This is a genomic window from Protofrankia coriariae, from assembly GCF_001017755.1.
Taxonomy (GTDB): domain Bacteria; phylum Actinomycetota; class Actinomycetes; order Frankiales; family Frankiaceae; genus Protofrankia; species Protofrankia coriariae.
This window is the reverse complement of record NZ_JWIO01000016.1, coordinates 25196-41584: the sequence shown is the minus strand read 5'-3', so window position 1 is coordinate 41584 and position 16389 is coordinate 25196. Positions and strand designations below refer to the sequence as shown.

General features: G+C 70.5%; 11 protein-coding genes. 9 read left to right on the top strand and 2 right to left on the bottom strand.

Features of this window, described 5'->3' with window-relative positions; translation table 11 throughout:
• Nucleotides 1–82: 82 nt before the first annotated feature.
• Nucleotides 83–322 (top strand): hypothetical protein, encoded by a 240-nt coding sequence (locus FrCorBMG51_RS11915; protein ID WP_047223149.1) that lies wholly within the window; start codon nucleotides 83–85, stop codon nucleotides 320–322.
• Between the two features lie 189 nt (nucleotides 323–511).
• Nucleotides 512–625, top strand: a complete 114-nt coding sequence (locus tag FrCorBMG51_RS34660) for a ribbon-helix-helix protein, CopG family (RefSeq protein ID WP_235433512.1) — start codon at nucleotides 512–514, stop codon at nucleotides 623–625.
• A gap of 55 nt (nucleotides 626–680) precedes the next feature.
• On the opposite strand, the gene FrCorBMG51_RS11905 is transcribed toward FrCorBMG51_RS34660, so the two are convergent.
• Entirely contained in the window at nucleotides 681–3470 is a 2790-nt protein-coding gene (locus tag FrCorBMG51_RS11905) for a PASTA domain-containing protein (protein WP_086055404.1), read from the bottom strand.
• A gap of 91 nt (nucleotides 3471–3561) precedes the next feature.
• Between FrCorBMG51_RS11905 and FrCorBMG51_RS11900 the strand changes: the two genes are divergently transcribed.
• From FrCorBMG51_RS11900 to FrCorBMG51_RS11870, 7 genes are all read left to right on the top strand, one after another.
• Nucleotides 3562–4272, top strand: a complete 711-nt coding sequence (locus FrCorBMG51_RS11900; RefSeq protein ID WP_047223147.1) for an FHA domain-containing protein — start codon at nucleotides 3562–3564, stop codon at nucleotides 4270–4272.
• A 357-nt stretch (nucleotides 4273–4629) separates the two neighbouring features.
• Complete coding sequence (locus FrCorBMG51_RS25140; protein ID WP_157180478.1) at nucleotides 4630–6864, top strand: serine/threonine-protein kinase; 2235 nt, start codon at nucleotides 4630–4632, stop codon at nucleotides 6862–6864.
• A gap of 28 nt (nucleotides 6865–6892) precedes the next feature.
• On the top strand, nucleotides 6893–7885 hold the full coding sequence (locus tag FrCorBMG51_RS11890; RefSeq protein ID WP_047223184.1) for an AAA family ATPase: 993 nt from the start codon (nucleotides 6893–6895) through the stop codon (nucleotides 7883–7885).
• Between the two features lie 38 nt (nucleotides 7886–7923).
• Nucleotides 7924–9132, top strand: coding sequence for a DUF58 domain-containing protein (locus FrCorBMG51_RS11885; RefSeq protein WP_200902416.1), 1209 nt, complete (start codon nucleotides 7924–7926; stop codon nucleotides 9130–9132).
• A 188-nt stretch (nucleotides 9133–9320) separates the two neighbouring features.
• Nucleotides 9321–11513, top strand: coding sequence for a transglutaminase TgpA family protein (locus tag FrCorBMG51_RS11880; RefSeq protein WP_047223146.1), 2193 nt, complete (start codon nucleotides 9321–9323; stop codon nucleotides 11511–11513).
• 290 nt (nucleotides 11514–11803) lie between these two features.
• Nucleotides 11804–12487: a hypothetical protein gene (locus FrCorBMG51_RS11875; RefSeq protein WP_047223145.1), complete on the top strand. Its 684-nt coding sequence runs from the start codon at nucleotides 11804–11806 to the stop codon at nucleotides 12485–12487.
• A gap of 267 nt (nucleotides 12488–12754) precedes the next feature.
• Nucleotides 12755–14245, top strand: a complete 1491-nt coding sequence (locus tag FrCorBMG51_RS11870; protein ID WP_047223144.1) for an FMN-binding glutamate synthase family protein — start codon at nucleotides 12755–12757, stop codon at nucleotides 14243–14245.
• Nucleotides 14246–14262: 17 nt separating this feature from the next.
• Here the strand turns inward: FrCorBMG51_RS11870 and FrCorBMG51_RS25135 are convergent, their stop codons facing one another.
• A complete protein-coding gene (locus FrCorBMG51_RS25135; protein WP_086055401.1) occupies nucleotides 14263–15297 on the bottom strand; it encodes an AAA domain-containing protein in 1035 nt (344 codons plus the stop codon).
• Nucleotides 15298–16389: the final 1092 nt, after the last annotated feature.

Sequence of the window (16389 nt, the reverse complement as noted above, 5' to 3'; positions counted from 1 at the left end):
GGCGGGACGAACGAAGCGGCTTCGGGTGGCGGAGACGAGTGGCCCGACGACGGCCGCAAAGTTTCGTATTACGATAGTAGCCGTGAAGATCCACCGTTCGGCCCGCAAGCACGGCGTGGCCGACGGGGACATCACCCACGCTGCCGTGGGCTACCTGGTTGCCTACCCCCTCGACGGTGAGAAGCCGCCGCGAGAGCTTCGGCTGGGGCCGGACCGGGCAGGCAACTTCCTGGAGATCGTCGTACTGCTCCTCGACGACGGGACCGAATTGATCATTCATGCGATGCGGATGCGTCCGAAGTACCGCAGTCTCCTGCCGTGACAAGGAGGGACGAGATGACCGGCGAGACAGAGCACACCCGTACGTCGGGAGGCGTCCTGGTGACCGACGAGCTCGTGACAACGCTCGCAGCGGAGGCCGAGGCCGGCTATGACGTCGAACTCCTGCGCCGCCGGGNGCCGCCGGGGCGGGCGGCGTCCGATCGGATCGGCGCCGGGAGAGGTCGTACCGGTGCGGCTGGACCCGGACATGCGGGCGGCCCTGGCCGCCCGCGCGGACGCCGACCACACCAACGCCAGCGAGGTGATCCGTCAGGCGCTGCGCGCCTGGCTCGACGTCGCCTAGCGGGAGCGGTTTCGTGGTGGGCCGGGTCGCGTGACAGCCGGCCCACCACGTGGGCTCACCAGACACAGCCGAGGAGCTCGTTCGTCGACCCCGCGGGCTGGGTCGTGGTGAGGTTGTAGTACCGCGGCGTACCGGCGGTCCAGGTGCGCCAGACCGGCCGCTCCCCCCTGCCGAGGCCGCACGGCATGAACCTCGCTATCAGGTTCGGCCCGTTCCATGGTCCTGAATCGGCAGGCGAATAGCTGCCAATCTGCGAGTACGAGTAGAAGTGATTGACGTCGAGCCCGTTGCACCGACCTTTGCCAGCCGTGCAGTAGAAGCCGTTGATATTCCGTGCGCCCGGCAGGTTCTCTGATCCTGGGGGCGCGTACGCGCGGCCGATCGGCACGGATCGCCGGCCGTAACCGTCGGGTGGGCCGTCAGGGGTCTTCCGCAACGCCCAGACGTCGAGGGTGTTGTGCTGGTACAGCGTGTACTCGACGGGCTGCCAGGGGGAATAGCGCAGCGTGACGGGTGAGCCTATCGGCTGCTTACCAACCGGCGTGTCCTGCGCCCCCACCTGGTTGGCGACAGGGAAAAGATCCGGTACGGGATTGCACGTGAACCCGTGGGCGCTGATGTCGGCGCACGCTGCGTTGATGTCCCATCCGACATAGCTTGTTGATAGGGTGTTGTTCGGACTGTAATAAGTGATGTCGATGGTCGAGCCGATTTTCGCCTTGGTCCCGGGCCCCAGACTCTGGGCGTAGACCGTGCCGGACTGCTGGCCTGTTCCGGCCGCGGTCACGCCTTCGACAGGAGTGCATGTGAAACCGGCGGCCCGTACCTTGGCGCAGGCGTCCTGGTAGGTCTGCGGCACCGGGTTGACATAGTCCCCCACGGTGTTCTGGCCGGAGTAGTACGTCACGGTGACCGTGCTGCCGGCTTTCACCACCGTCGACGGCGGCGGGTCCTGCGCGCCAACGGTGCCGGGCGCCTGGCCGGTGCCGACAGCGGTGCCGCCTTCCTTCGGGTCACACTTCAGCCCATAGGTGGCGAGGGTGGCGCAGGCCGTGCCCTGCGGCTGACCAATGAAGGAGGGCAGGGCGATGCTGTCGTAGTAGGTGAGCGTGACCGTGCTGCCCTTGGCGACCGACGCGCCGGCCCGGGGGCTCTGGCCGGACACCTGGCCGAGTTGCTCGGGAGACAGCGCCAGGGTGCCGCTGGGCTGCTTCGTCGTGCACAGCAGCCCCGCCTGTCGCAGGTAGTCACAGGCGCTGTCCACGGGCTGTCCGAGCACGTTCGGGGTCCGCAACGGCCCGACATAGCTGACCGTCACCGGGCTGCCCTCGGGCACCAAGGCGCCGGCCCGCGGACTCGTGTTGATCACTTCGTCAGCCGCGAGGCCGTCCTGGTCTCCCGCGGGGAGCGGCTGGCAGCGCAGGCCGCTCTGTTCGAGACGGTCACACGCCTGCTGGTGGAGAGTGCCCTTCGGGAACGACGGCACGGTGACCCGCCGGGCCGGCGGCGCGGCGTCCGCGGGCGGGCGCGGCACGGCCGTGGGCGGTGCGGCCGGCGCCGACGGCGCTACAGGTGGTGGTGCCGACGGCGTGGGCTGGGCACCTCGCGGACCTTCGGTTCCGGTGCGTGACTCGCTGTCGACCACCTCGGACCTAGCGCCCTTGTCGGCGTCCCGCTCGTGCCCGTCGGCGTCCACCACGAGCGTCCGCTGATCATACTGCTGGCCGGCCCATACCCGGCCGCCGTCGACCCACAGATCGAAGGGGCCGTGCTGACCGGGCACATCGAAGGGACGGCCCTCAGCCAGACCGGTCGAAAGGTTGATCCGCCACAGCCTCGGCCTGGCGTCCCCACCCTGCCGCTGCCCGCCGCGCTCATTATGATCATTACGGTCCGGCACATAGATCCAGCTACCGAGCGTGGCCGGCGAGTCCAGGTCGGTCGGGGTCGGGCCGGTAAGCTGGACGGCCCGCTCGGTGCCGACACGCGGGTCGAGGATCGCGACGTTTCCCTTGACCTTGTCGACAGCCACGACGTAACGGCCGGCGCCCCGCCATGAGCCCAGCACCACATTCGACCCATTCGACCCGGCGAGGGACAGCTTGCCGAGCTGGCGCGGGGCCCGGCCGTCCACGGCGTATGCCCGGCCGTCGGCGACCACCACGACGGGATGGCCGTCCGCGACGGTGAGACCGACCGGTGAGCCATCGAATGGCACGGTCCGCGCGACCCGGCCGCCGGTCACCTCGGCGACGCTGTTCTTCTTGGTGAGCACCCACACCGAGTCGTCGACCGGAACCTGCACCGAGCCGCTGGCCTCGGCCTGGGCGAGGATACCGTCCGGGATGGCGATACGCGTCGGCCCGCGTTGCGGGGTGCCGATCGTCTCGACGCTGTCCGTTTTCCGGTTGACGACGTAGCCTCCCGACCGCGTGACACCCACCTCCACGCTGTCGAACGCGCTGCCGCGTGGAATGCTGACCGGCGGCGCGTTCGGCGTCAGGGTCGCGCCGTCGAAGGACTGGACCGTGTCAGTGTTCCTGTTGTGCACGATCACCTGCCCGTCCGGAGAGGGGATCACCTGCACCTTTTCCTGCCCGGTGGCGATCGGCTGTCGTGCCGTCGCGTCCGCCTGGCCGGTCTCACCGTTGAGATGGGTGAGCGTGTAACCATTCGCGGCATATGTGGATCCGTCATCAAGAAAGGGCCGGGTGGCGGTGTATCCGACACCAACGGCGACGGCGAGGACGGCGGCCAGTACACAGACCACGGTTACCGCGCCGACTGCCCGGTTCGCAGGTCTCCTGAACAGGCGTGGCGGCGCGAAACGCCCGGCTCGGCTCACCCTGGCTCCTCTCTCGATGGATTGGCGCGTCCGTTAGGCTACAAAACGCCACAGAAGGTGGAAACGGGGAGGCTTCCCCAACGACGTTCGGGTGCGGAGGCAGCGCGAGGTGGACGGGGTGGACCTACGTGTCGTCACAGATGGCCTGGAGCATCGGACAGTGCCCGGTGAGACCTTCACATTCGGCCGGGACGACGGATGCACCGTCTGTCTCGATCCCGAGGACAAGGCGATCTCCAGACTGGCCGGGTTGGTGGAATGGATCGGCGAGGTGTGGATGCTGTCGAATCCCAGCGCGACGCGGCACTTCGCGACCGTCGACCCGTTCGGGCTACGCAGGGTGGTCGGGCCTGGCAAGCGGGATCCGGTCGAGGGACGCCTCCGGGTGATTGTCGACGGCGCGGCCCGCAGCCATGAACTGATCATGTACGGTCCGCCAGCCGCTGGCCGACAGCCCAAGGCGCCCACCGGGATACCCACCTCCGCCGGCCTGAAGGTGACGATCAAGGACGCCGACCGGCTCGCTCTGGTCGCGCTCTTCGCGGGCTATCTCCAGGACGGGGACCGCTACGATCCGGCCCCTCGGTCGTACGCCGCGGCGGCCGCCCGACTGGGCTGGAACCGCACCACGTTGATAAAGCGGATCGAATATCTGCGAACCCGGCTAACCGACGACGGCGTACCGAATCTTCAGGGCTGGAACGCGCTGTCGGCGCTCGCCGAGTACGTGCTCACCACCGGCCTGATCACCCCGGCGGATCTGCGTCTCATCGGCCAGGAACCTGGGCCGGATTCCACCTGACCGGGCCTGGCCAGGCTGTCGGCCGCCGGCCTGGCCGTCGTTCCCGCCACCGCGGGCCGGGTTCGGGCCGGGTTCCAGGTCCGCCATGTCCGGTCAGGTGTATCCGGCAGGTCGTATGGGGAGACCTTCCGGTTCCGCCGTGCCGGCCGGCTCGCTAGGCTCCGGGGGCACCCGGATCGGCGGCCTTTCCCGGCCGACAGAATTCCACGGATCGGTCCCACGGACCAGGAGACGGCCAGCCGGGCGGGAGACCTTCGTGCCTGAATACGGCGGGCCCGGCGGCGTGTACATACGCACACGCCATTGCCGGATGTTCGTCATTTGAATATTTACCGTGTTGGAGTGGATTCGCGGGTCATGACACTGCCAGGAGTTCCCGGCCTTCGGCTGCTCGCGTCGGTACCTGCCGGCGGGCCGCTGCTCAGCATTCCCGCGGTATGTGAACGCGACGGTCAGCGGGTCGAACTGCTGCTGGTCACGGCCACGCTCGACCCCGCGCGGCTGCGGCGGATCCGGGTGGAGTGCGCGGAACTGGAGGCCATCCTCGCCGATGTCGACGAAACCGTCGTCCAGCCGCTGATCGATCATGGCGTGGACGCGGAGGGCCGGCCGTACCTGCTGTTGGGGCAGATGGACGCGCGGCCGGTCACGGAGCCGGCCGTGGCCGCCCGGCTCGACGCCGAGCGGATCGCCCGAGCCGCCCGGACGATCGCGGACGGACTGCGCGCGCTGACCACCGCGGGCTTCGTCGGAGCACCCCCGGAACTCGGGATCACGGCCACCGGCGGATTCGTCCTCGCCACGCCGCTGCCCCCCACCCTCGCCGGTCTGCGCACCGCGTCGGGCCCGTGGCTCGGCCACGAACCACCTGAGATCATCCGAGCCGGTCGCACGCCGGCGGTCTGGACCGCCAGGGCGCGGGTGTATGCGTACGCGTCCCTGCTGGCCGGCTGGTCCGCCCTGGCGGACGCGGCCGCCGGGCAGGCACCCGCCGGTGGTCACGCTCCACGCATCCCGATCCGGTTACACGCCGCTCTACGGGATGCCATGGCCGCCGACCCGGCACGGCGCCCTGCCACTCTGGACGACCTTGCCGACGCGCTCGCGGACGCGGCCCGGCCCGACGCCGGCAACGACACGCTGGTGCCACCAGCCGCACCCGTTCCCGTCCGTACCGGCGTCCGCCAGCTGGGCAGTCGCTACCTGCTGGAGGAGGAGATCGGCAGCGGCGCAGCCGGCACCGTGTGGGCCGCCCGTCGGGTGGACGACGGCAGCCGCGTGGCGGCGAAGCTGCTCCGGGTCGTCCCGGGCGACCGGTCCCGCACCGCCGCACGGTTCCTGCGCGAGCACGAGACGCTGACCCGCCTACAGCATGATCATCTGCTCCGGGTACACGACCTGGTGGCGGAGGGCGAGGTACGGGCCATCGTGATGGACTTCGTCCCCGGGGGGAACCTGCGGCGACTGGTTGACGGGCCGCGTCTCCCCGCGGGCGATGTGGCCCGTCTGATGGCCCAGACCGCGAGCGCGCTCAGCGCGGTGCACGCCGCCGGGGTGGTGCACCGCGACATCAAACCGGAGAACATCCTCGTCACCGAGCGGGCAGGCCGGCCCGCGGCCCTGCTCGCCGACTTCGGGATCGCCCGTGACATCGCCGGACTGGTGCACACCACATCGCTGGGCACCGCGGGCTACATCGCCCCTGAGGCGCCCGCCGGCCAGGAGATGGGCACGCCCGCGGACATCTACGCGCTCGGCGTCACCGCCTGCGAACTGCTCATCGGCCGGCGACCGGACAGCGGGCCCCCGGGCGCTCCAGGCCGGCGCCGATCCCGTCAACGGCCGCTCCCTCACCCGGACGGGGTCGACGGACAGATCTGGGAACTGCTCGCGGCATGTCTGGACGATCGTCCGGCCGCACGGCCCACCGCCGTGGAGGTGGCACGCCGGTGGGCCGAGTTCACCGACGCGCCGGAGCTGATCGCGCCCGTCGTCCCGGTGACGAGCGGCCGCCCGTCCGGGGACGAGCACAGCGGGTACAGGTCCGATGCCGATGACCTCCTCGGTCCCGGCGTCAGCGCAGGCGCTGGTGGCGGCGAACTGGAGACGCGGGAGAGCAGCCGCCGGCTGCCGGTGCGTCCGGAAGAATCCGCGCCGCGGCGGCGTGGCAGGGGGCCGCTGGCCGCCACGGGGACGCTGGTCCTGCTCGGCCTGGCTGTCGGCGTCGGCGTGGCGCTGCTCCAGCATCGCGCTTCCCCGCCCGGATCCACCGTCTCGCCAGCCGGCCCCCAGCAGTACCCCGTTGCCACCTCCATCAGCGCTGGGCAGAACAGTACCGCCACCGTTACCTGGGCACGGGACGCCGAGGGGCTGCCCGGCCTCGAGGGATATCTCGTCCTTCGCTCGAGCGACGGCCAGGAGTATCAGCCGGTCACGGTTCCGTCACTGCTACCCGCGGGCCAGACCTCCTTCTCCGTCACCGTGCCGGCCGGCGGACGGACGTGTTTCCAGGTGATCGCTTTCGGCGTCACCGCGCCGCCACCGACCCCACTGCCGCAGCCGGCCTGTATCGCCCCGCCCACCACACCGTGAGGACACACCTGTGACCAGCCCCTACCAGATGCCCCACCAGCCGGCGGCCGCCCCGACGCCGGCCGGCGTCGATGGCGCGCGGTCCGCCGCCGACGCCGTCGTAGCCAACATCGAGCAGGTGCTGCACGGCAAGACAGAGGCGGCCCGCCTGGCGGTGGCATGCCTGTTCGCCGGCGGGCACCTGCTCGTCGAGGACGTGCCCGGCACCGGCAAGACCTCCCTGGTCAAGGCGCTCGCCGCGAGCATCGGCGGCGACTGCCAGCGCATCCAGTTCACCCCCGACCTGCTGCCCACCGACATCACCGGCGTGTCCGTCTGGGAGGAGCGTTCGGCGGCCTTCCGGTTCCGCCAGGGCCCGGTGTTCACCAACGTCGTCATCGCCGACGAGATCAACCGGGCCTCCCCCAAGACGCAGTCGGCGCTGCTGGAGGTGATGGAGGAGGGGCAGGTGACCGTCGACGGGACCACCTACCCGGTGCCCACGCCGTTCCTCGTGGTGGCCACCCAGAACCCCGTCGACCTGGAGGGGACCTACCGGCTGCCGGAGGCGCAGCTCGACCGCTTCCTCATGCGGATCTCGCTCGGCCACCCCGACGTGGCGGTCGAGGAGAAGATCCTGCTCGGGCGAGCCCGCTCGGCGCCGCCGACGCTGCACCCGGTCGTCCGTCTCGAACAGGTCTCCTGGCTGCGACAGGAGATCACGACGTCGGTCCATGTCTCCCCGGAGATCGCCCGCTACATCGCGTTGGTGGCCTTCGCCACCCGCGAGCACGAGGCGCTGCACCTGGGGATCAGCACCCGGGGAAGCCTCGCCCTCGTCCGCGCGGCCCAGGCGCACGCCGCCTGCCTGGGGCGCCATTTCGTGACACCGGACGACGTCAGGGCCACCGCGGTGGCGGTACTCGCCCACCGGCTCGTGCTGTCGGCCCATGCCGAGGTGCACGGCAACACGGCAGCCGGTGTCCTCGCCGAGGTCCTGGACAGCGTCCGGGTGCCCGCTCTCTCAGCCACGACGGCATGAAACGGCTCCCTGCCATACGGTTCCCCGCCGCGTGGTCCGTGACGAAATCGGCGCGAGGAGCCTTCCGCCGCAACGGTGTGCAACGGTTCTCCGTCACCCGTACCGGCCGTGCCCTCGCCGGGGGCGCCGTACTCACCTATCTGGCGGGTGTGGCACTGGGCTACCCGCTGCTCACCACGATCGCCGTCGGTACATGCACGCTGCTCCTCGGGGGGATGACGGCCGTACTGGTCCGGCCAGTGGTGGTGCTGTCCAGGAAGCTGCCCCGGGAACGGGTCAGCGTGGGTGAGCCGGTCGAGGGCAGCATCGAGGTGCGCAATCCCTCCCGGCGGCCCGCACCCGCGTTCACCGCCGTCGACCACGTCGGCGACGTCGCCGTGGAGCTGTCCGTGGCGCCCGTCCCACGAGGGCGGACCCGCGCGCTGTCCTACGCCGTACCGACCGAACACCGCGGGCGGATGCGGCTGGGACCGCTGACCGTCGAACGCCGGGACCCGCTCGGGCTGTTCCTCTGGGCCCAGCGGCAGACCGCCGACGGCGTGCTGTGGGTGCATCCACGGACCCATCCCCTGCGCCCGCTTCCGGCCGGGACGGTACTCGATCACGAAGGCCGGACCGACGACAACGCCCGGCTCGGCACGATCACTTTCGCGGCCCTGCGGGAATACGTCCCTGGTGACGACCCCCGTCGCATCCACTGGCGGTCCACGGCCAGGCTGGGGACTCTGGTCGTCCGCGAGTACATCGACACGACCGAGCCGGCCACCAGCGTGCTCCTCGACACGCGGGCGGACAGATATGACCCGGCGGCCTTCGAAGAGGCCGTCGAAATCACCGCCTCGGTCGTCGGCAGCGTCGCCGGTCTCGGCCGACCTGTCGTGCTGCGCGTCGTCGGTGAACGCCTCGACGAGATCCTGACCGCCGGGGCGACATCGACGCTGGACCGGCTCTCCCTTGCCCAGCGCACCGAGGACACCGCGGCCGTCGGCATGTTCGGCGACCTCGAACGGCTGTCCGCCGGAGGCGCCCTGGTCGTCGTCACCGGCGCGGTGGACACTGCGGTGCTGGCCCGGCTCGCCCGACAACGCCGCCGGTTCAGCCCGGTGGTGGTGGTCTCGCTGCCTGGCGACGGCACGCCCGGCCGGCCCGGTATCCGCCGCCAGCTGGGGATGACGACGTTGACCGCGCGCACCGCCGTCGAGGCGGCCGCCGCCTGGAACAGGATGGTCACGGGGGGCACGGCATGAAGGGCAGCCGGAGCACCGGCCCGCGTACCCGGCGGTCACCTGTCCAGGGCCGGCATCCAGCGGGCGCCCGAACGGCCGGCACCGCGCCGGGGCGCCCAGGATATCCGGGGCACCGCCCGGAATCCTCGGCGTCAGAGCGACACGGCCTGCGCACCCCCCGTCGCGGGACATCACCGAATCCGTATGGGATGGTGCTGACCTGGCTCATCGGCACCCTCGCCGGTGGGGGCTTCGGGCCGGTTTTCGGTGGCGTGCCCGGTTCTGCCGCCTTCCTGCTCGCGGTGGGCAGCTCGACGACGGTGGCCTTCCTGGCCGCCCTCGCGGTGCTGCTGCGGCCGCGCTTGTCCGCCGCCACGGCGGGGCTCGCGGGCAGCGCCGCCGTGGCGCTCACCGCGGCGCTGGCCACCGGCACCGGCGCCGGCGTCGTCCACGGCCCGTGGGACCTGCTCACCGCCGCGCTGCCGGCCGATCCCGGCGGCCCCGCGCTCGCCTCGGTGGCCCTGCTGACCGGCTGGACCACGCTCGCGGCCTGCCTGCTGGCCGCGTACAACGCCGGCCCGCTTGTCCGCGCCGTGCCACCCCTGGTGACGCTGCTCGCCGCGCTGGCCCTGGGCGCCTCGGTCGAACCGCTGCCGGCCTGGTACGGGCCGGTGCTGGTGGGGCTCGGCGGTGTGCTCGTGCTCACCGGCCGCCGGCCACGGCCGGGCGGGCTCATCCTGGCCGTGGTGCCGGTGGTTCTCGCAGTCCTGGCGGCCGTCACGCTCGGGCCGCACGCCCCAGGTGCCCGGTTGCGGGAACCGCTGGAGGCACAGGCGTTCGTCCAGGCGCCGGTCCAGCCCCGTAGCGGGGTCAGCCCGTTGCAGCAGTACCTCGCCCTGCGTGACGACAGCCGGCCGCTCAGGATCACCGGCACGGTCAGCCGACCCGGCAGCCTCCTGCGGATGGCCACCCTGACCCGTTTCAACGGCCGGTACTGGACGGTCGACGGCGACTTCCGCCGAGCTGGCACCACCCTCAGCGACAGAGCCGACAGCGCGGAGCCCGACACGACACGCAGGATCGCCGTGACGCAACAGATCCATCTGGCCGTCGGTGATCCCGACTGGCTGCCCGTCGCCGGCCGGCCCACCCGGATGAGCGTCACCGGGCTGGCGGTGGACGGGACGACCGGGGATCTGGCCGTCCCCACCGGGGGGACAGCACCGCGCGACTACTCCGCGACATCCACGATCCTCGACGCCCGGGCGGACGAGGTTCTGACGGACGAACCGGCGGCGGCGCCCGAGCCGCGCATCCCCGATCCACCACAACTGGTCCGCACCTTCATCGACAACACCATCGCCGGGAAACCACGGGGTTCGGCACAGCTCCTGGCGCTCTACCAGCAGTTCACCAATAACAGCGAGCTCGCCGGTGGACGTAAGTTCAGTTATGATCAGGCCGAGAAAGTGGCGGGTGGGCACGGATATTATCAGATCCAGCGCCTGCTTGAGGACCGTCGCGGAACAAGCGAACAATACGCCAGCGCATACGCCGCGATGGCCCGCTGGCTCGGCTTCGACGCCCGTGTCGTGATGGGATTCCGACCCGAATACGACGGAAATTCCTTCGTCGCCACCGGACGCGACGTCGACGCCTGGGTGGAGGTCCGTTTCGCCCGGCTCGGCTGGGTCACGCTGGACCCGAGCCCACGGGACAACCCGATCGGGAGCCGGCAGGACCCGGCTCCACTCAGTGGGCAGAATCCGCAGGCGGACGATCCCCTGAAAAAAGCCGGCGCGACGGCGCCACCACCCTCCGCGACAGGCGGGACGGACCTTGCCAAGAAGCCGGCGACAGCCCCGGCCCGCCCCTCGTCCCTTCTTCGCGCGGTGCTGACGAGCATCGCCGTCGTGCTTCTGGTACTTCTCATACCCACGGTGGTGCCGGTCGCGAAAGCATTGCGCAGAGCCCGCCGACGCCGGGATCCTTCAGCGCGCCGTGTCGTGCTGGGCGCGTGGTGGGAAACGCTGGACCGGCTGCGCGAAGCGGGGATTCCGGCGACACCGCTGCTCACCACCGGTGAGGTGGTCCAATTGGCGGACCACCTGCCCCGCCTGCGGCCGTTGGCCGGCCTGGTCGACCAGGCCGGCTACGCCCCCGAGACACCAGCCCCCGGACAACAGGCCGAGGCGTGGGCGATCTCCACCGTCATCAGCCGGCAGCTTCATATCCGTATGTCGGTCAGCCGCCGGATCCATGCTTTCTTCGATCCCCGGCCGTTGTGGTACGGGCCGCGGCCGCACGTATTCCACCATGGCCATCGGACGAAGCTGTCAGAAAACAAGAAAAAATCCACCGTGCCAGCACGGATCACTGCTCTGACACGTCGTTCAGGATAATTCGTCGTGACCGGCATAAAAATCACAGGGGAGAACAGGATGAAAAAGAAGGTTCCCGGCCCGGGCACTGCCGTGAGCCTGCCAGCCGGCCTGCCGGGGGTACCGAAACCGGGAAACAGCAGGAGGACAACAGCTCCGAAAGCAGTGGCCCCGGGAACAACGACTCCGGGAACGACAATCTCGGAAACAGTCGTCCCGGAAAAAGCGACTTCGAAAACAGTAACCCCGGAGGCATGCCGTGGCAGAGGTCTTCCGGGGTCTTCGTCAGTCATCCTACCACGAAGCCACTCATGAGCACCGACGCGCACCTGCCGCCGGTCGCCGACGCACTCTCGTCCGCACGCCTCACCTCCTATCTGCGGGCCCGCGACAGGGATCTCGCCGCGGGCATCGAGCTGTACGAGTGGAACATCGCCGTCTCGGGTGCCTTCCACGAGGCCCTCGGGATCGTCGAGGTCGTCCTGCGCAACGCGCTCCACGACAGGCTCACCGACTACCACGCCGCCCGGCCCGGCCACTGGTACGACGACCCCGTGGGCATCCTGTCGGAGAGGGCCCGCAGGGACATCGGAGCCGTACGAGCGCAGATCCGCGAGATGCGCCAACCGGAGACACCCGACCGCGTGGTGGCCGGGCTCAACTTCGGCTTCTGGAAATTCCCGCTCGCGAAACGCCACGAGACGACCCTGTGGAGCGGGCACCTGCGGCACGCCTTCCCGCACATGAAGCGTCAGCGCCGCGGCGATGTCTACCAGGCGGTCGACAGGCTGCACACGTTACGCAACCGGATCGCCCACCATGAGCCCGTCCACCGCCGCGACCTCCGCGCGGACACGGAGACCATCCACCGCCTGCTCGGCTGGATCGACCCCGACGTGCACGCCTGGGCGCTGCGTTCCTCCCGTCTCGAAGCCGTCCTGGCGACCAGGCCGCCCGTCCGGACCGGCCCGAAGGGTGGGAAAGGCACCGGGTAAGGGCCGCGTCGCGCTGGCCGGCCTGACGGACAACGGTCAGTGGCAACGGTCGATGACACCGGTCGGACTGGGAAACATGCCGGGCTGGGAGCCGTCGGCCGGGCGGACTCCGCACCCGGTTGCGGGCGCTGTCTTTCGCGGGTGTGTACTGCATCCCCCACCGATGTGGCGCTGGCACGGTCCGGTATGGCTGACGAAGCCGTGACCGCCACGCGCGAGTGCCCCGGGCTGGGCCAAACAGGCAACGGTTGTGGGTTCAATAGGGGTATGGCAGTAGTCGGCTGGGTGGCGTTCGGAATTCTCCTGTTGGTGTGCGTGGTGGCGCTGTACGACGTCCTGCAGCGCCGGCACTCGATCCTGCGCACCTTTCCCGTCATCGGGCATCTGCGCTTCCTGCTGGAGGATGTCGGCCCGGAGCTGCGCCAGTACATCGTGACCGGCAACGACGAGGAGCGGCCGTTCAGCCGCGACCAGCGCCGCTGGGTGTACGCCACGGCCAAACGGGCCAACGCCAGCTTCGGCTTCGGCACCGACAACGACCTGGAGCTGTCGGCGAACTACCTCATCGTCAAACCGGCGGTCTTCCCGCTGCCGGCGCCCGCGCCCGACGACGACCGGCTGGAATGCCGCAAGGTGCTCGGCGCGGCGAGCGGCCGGGCCCGCGCGTTCCGGCCGGCGTCGGTGGTGAACATCTCGGGGATGAGCTTCGGCGCGCTGAGCGCGCCGGCGATCGCCTCCCTCAACAAGGGCGCCGCCATCGCTGGCTGCCTGCACAACACCGGCGAAGGAGGCGTCTCCGAACACCACCTACACGGCGGTGACCTGGTCTTCCAGATCGGCACGGGCTATTTCGGCTGCCGCACACCCGACGGCCGGTTCAGTCTCGAACGCCTGGTGGAGCTTGTCGACCGGCATCCGATCCGCGCGGTGGAGATCAAACTCAGCCAGGGGGCGAAACCCGGCCTCGGCGGTGTCCTGCCCGCGGCGAAGGTCACGCCCGAGATCGCCCGCATCCGGGGGGTGCCGGTCGGGCAGACCTGCGTCAGCCCGTCCACCCATTCCGCGTTCAGCGACGTGGACAGCCTGCTCGACACCGTCGAGGAGATCGCCGCGGCGACCGGGCTACCGGTCGGGATCAAGTCGGCCGTGGGCGAGCTGGGCTTCTGGGAGGACCTTGCCAACCGGATGGTGTCCACCGGCCGTGGGGTCGACTTCATCACCATCGACGGGGGCGAGGGCGGCACCGGCGCGGCACCGCTGGCCTTCAGCGACCATGTCGCGCTCCCGTTCAAGCTCGGCTTCAGCCGGGTGCACCGTATCTTCGCCGCCGCCGGGCTCGATGAGCGGATCGTCTTCGTCGGCTCGGCCAAACTCGGCTTCCCCGAGACCGCGCTGCTGGCCATGGCCATGGGCTGCGACCTGGTCAACGTCGGCCGGGAGGCGATGCTGGCCCTGGGCTGCATCCAGGCGCAGCGCTGCCACACCGGCCGCTGCCCCACCGGGGTGGCCACCCAGTCCCGCTGGCTGACCCGCGGGCTCGACCCCCAGGACAAGGCCGCCCGGGTCGCCAACTACGTCGGTGGGCTGCGGCACGACCTGCTGCGGCTCGCGCACGCCTGCGCGGTCAGCCATCCGGCCCTGGTCACCCTCGACTCCTTCGAGATCCTCGACGGACACTTCGGCTCCCGACCCGCCGGCGAGGTCTTCAGCACCCCCGGCGCCGGCACCGCGAAAAAGTGGGACGACCGGGTGGTGTGACGACGCGGGTCCGGCGATCACTCCAGGGGGGACATGACGGGTGACGCGGACTGCTGCTCGGGTACCGCGGCGGTCACGGCGGGGCGGATGCCGAGTTCGTCGAGTCGTTCCCACAGGGAGGCGAGCGCAGCTTCCGGGTGCCGGTAGTAGGCCGAGCCGCGGACCCGCCAGAATTTCCATCCCTGATCCTGGAGCATTCGCTGGCGGCGGAGGTCGGCCTCCCACCGCTGCGGACCGTGGAACTTCTCACCGTCGCATTCGACGGCCAGCCGGTCGTGCTCACCCTGCACGACGAAATCGATGCGGCAGCCGCCGGCCTCGTGCTGCGGGCGTACCCGGTAGCCTCGGCGCAGCAGATCCCGCAGGACACGTTTCTCGAAATCGCTCTCGCATTTTTCCTCGAGGGTGGCGGCCTGCGCCTGCGGGTCGTTGACGGCGTATGCGTAGGTGAGCAGGTGTCCACGCACGTCGTCGGCGTGCAGCGCGCCCGGGTCGACGCTGTGGAAGATCCAGAGCTGGTTGCGGGCCCGGCTGGCCGCCACGTTGATCCGCTGCTGGTCGGCCTTTTTCGTCGCGGCCGACCGGTTGTCGTCGGCGACGACGGAAATGAAGATGACGTCCCGCTCGTCGCCCTGGAAATTGTACGGGTCACCTACCCGGATTCGCCGTTGTTCGTATTCGTCGCCGCCGAGCACGGCGAGCAGTTTCTGTTCGATCAGGCGGCCCTGCGCGTTCCCGAGCAGTGTGACGACGCCGAATGTCATCCCGTCGTACGCCGGGTCGTCCCGGCAGCCGAGAATCCGCTGGACCACGGCGGACGCCTCGGGCTCGTTGACGTCCCCGTACTGTCCGCGGGTACGGACCCCGTCGGGCACGCGGACGGGGTGNCGAGCCGATCCCGAGGTCGGTGCCCTCCCGCAGGGGGAGGATTCTGCCGGCGTAGAAGCGGTTCGAGAACTCGATGATGTCCGGCATGCAGCGGAAGTGCTCGCGTAGCAGCACCACGTCGGGAAACACCCTGGTGGCGGTGTCGTAGAGGCTGGCCTCGACATCCAGGAGGGAACGCTGCTGGAGGTCGGGAAGATGCGTCTCGATCAGCTGGAACACCCGGGACCGGTCGACACCGACCGCCGCCGGACTGATCTGCTTGTCGTCCCCGACGACGACGACCTTGCGGCCCAGCGCCAGCACTCCCATGGACAGCACGTCGCACTGGCTGGACTCGTCGACGATGACGACGTCGAAGAGATCCGTCCGGCGTGGGTCGAAGCTCTGCAGCACACGGTGGATCGGCATGATCCAGACGGGGACGGCGCCCATCGCGGCGGGCATCTGCTCGCGCGCGTCCGCCTCCCACCTGCGGGCGAACTTGCCGGTTCCCCTGCCGATCCTCGCCAGCGCCTGCAGCCAGCCCATCAGCGCGCGACGCTGCTCCTCGCGCAGGTTGGCCTTCATGCCGAGCCGGGCGGAGCGGACGGCGACGTCGAGGACGAGCCTGCGGACAGCGGCCGTCGCCTCGATGATCCGCCGTTGGAGGACGGCGGCGTCACCGCGTTCGAGCAGGGCGTCCAGCCAGGTCTGGGCCTGACGCCAGCGCCACAGCTCGGGCAGGTCCGGCGCCGAGCCGCACACGGCCGTGTCCCCACCGCTGCCGATGATCTTTGCGGCCCACAGGGGAGCGACAGCGGCGAGCCGGCCGGCGAGCGCNNNGAGCCGGCCGGCGAGCGCGTCGCGGCGGTCCAGCGCCGGCCGCAGCTCGGTGAGCCGTTCGATCTCGTCACACGTGGCCGTCCAGGCAGAGAGGTCGTGCCGGTCACGCCGGTCGAGGACGTCGCGCAGCGTCCCCCACAACGGTCCCGGGTCCGGCTGCCCACCGCCGCCGCCGAGATATTCGCGCCATCTGTCGAACCATGCCGTGAGCTGGCGCTCCTCCCCGCGTTTCGCGGCCGCCTCCAGGATGTCTCCCGCGGCGGCCAACTGCGCGGCGGTCGGCCGGGCGGGCGTGCCGGGCAGGACGGCGCGTAGCCGGTCCAGCAGCGCCGGCCCATCGGTGATCTCCCATGCGATCGCGTCGCGCAGCAGGTCGACGTGGTGTTCCAGGCTCGGTACGAACGCGGGGTCGTCGGCCGACAGCGGCGGCCCGC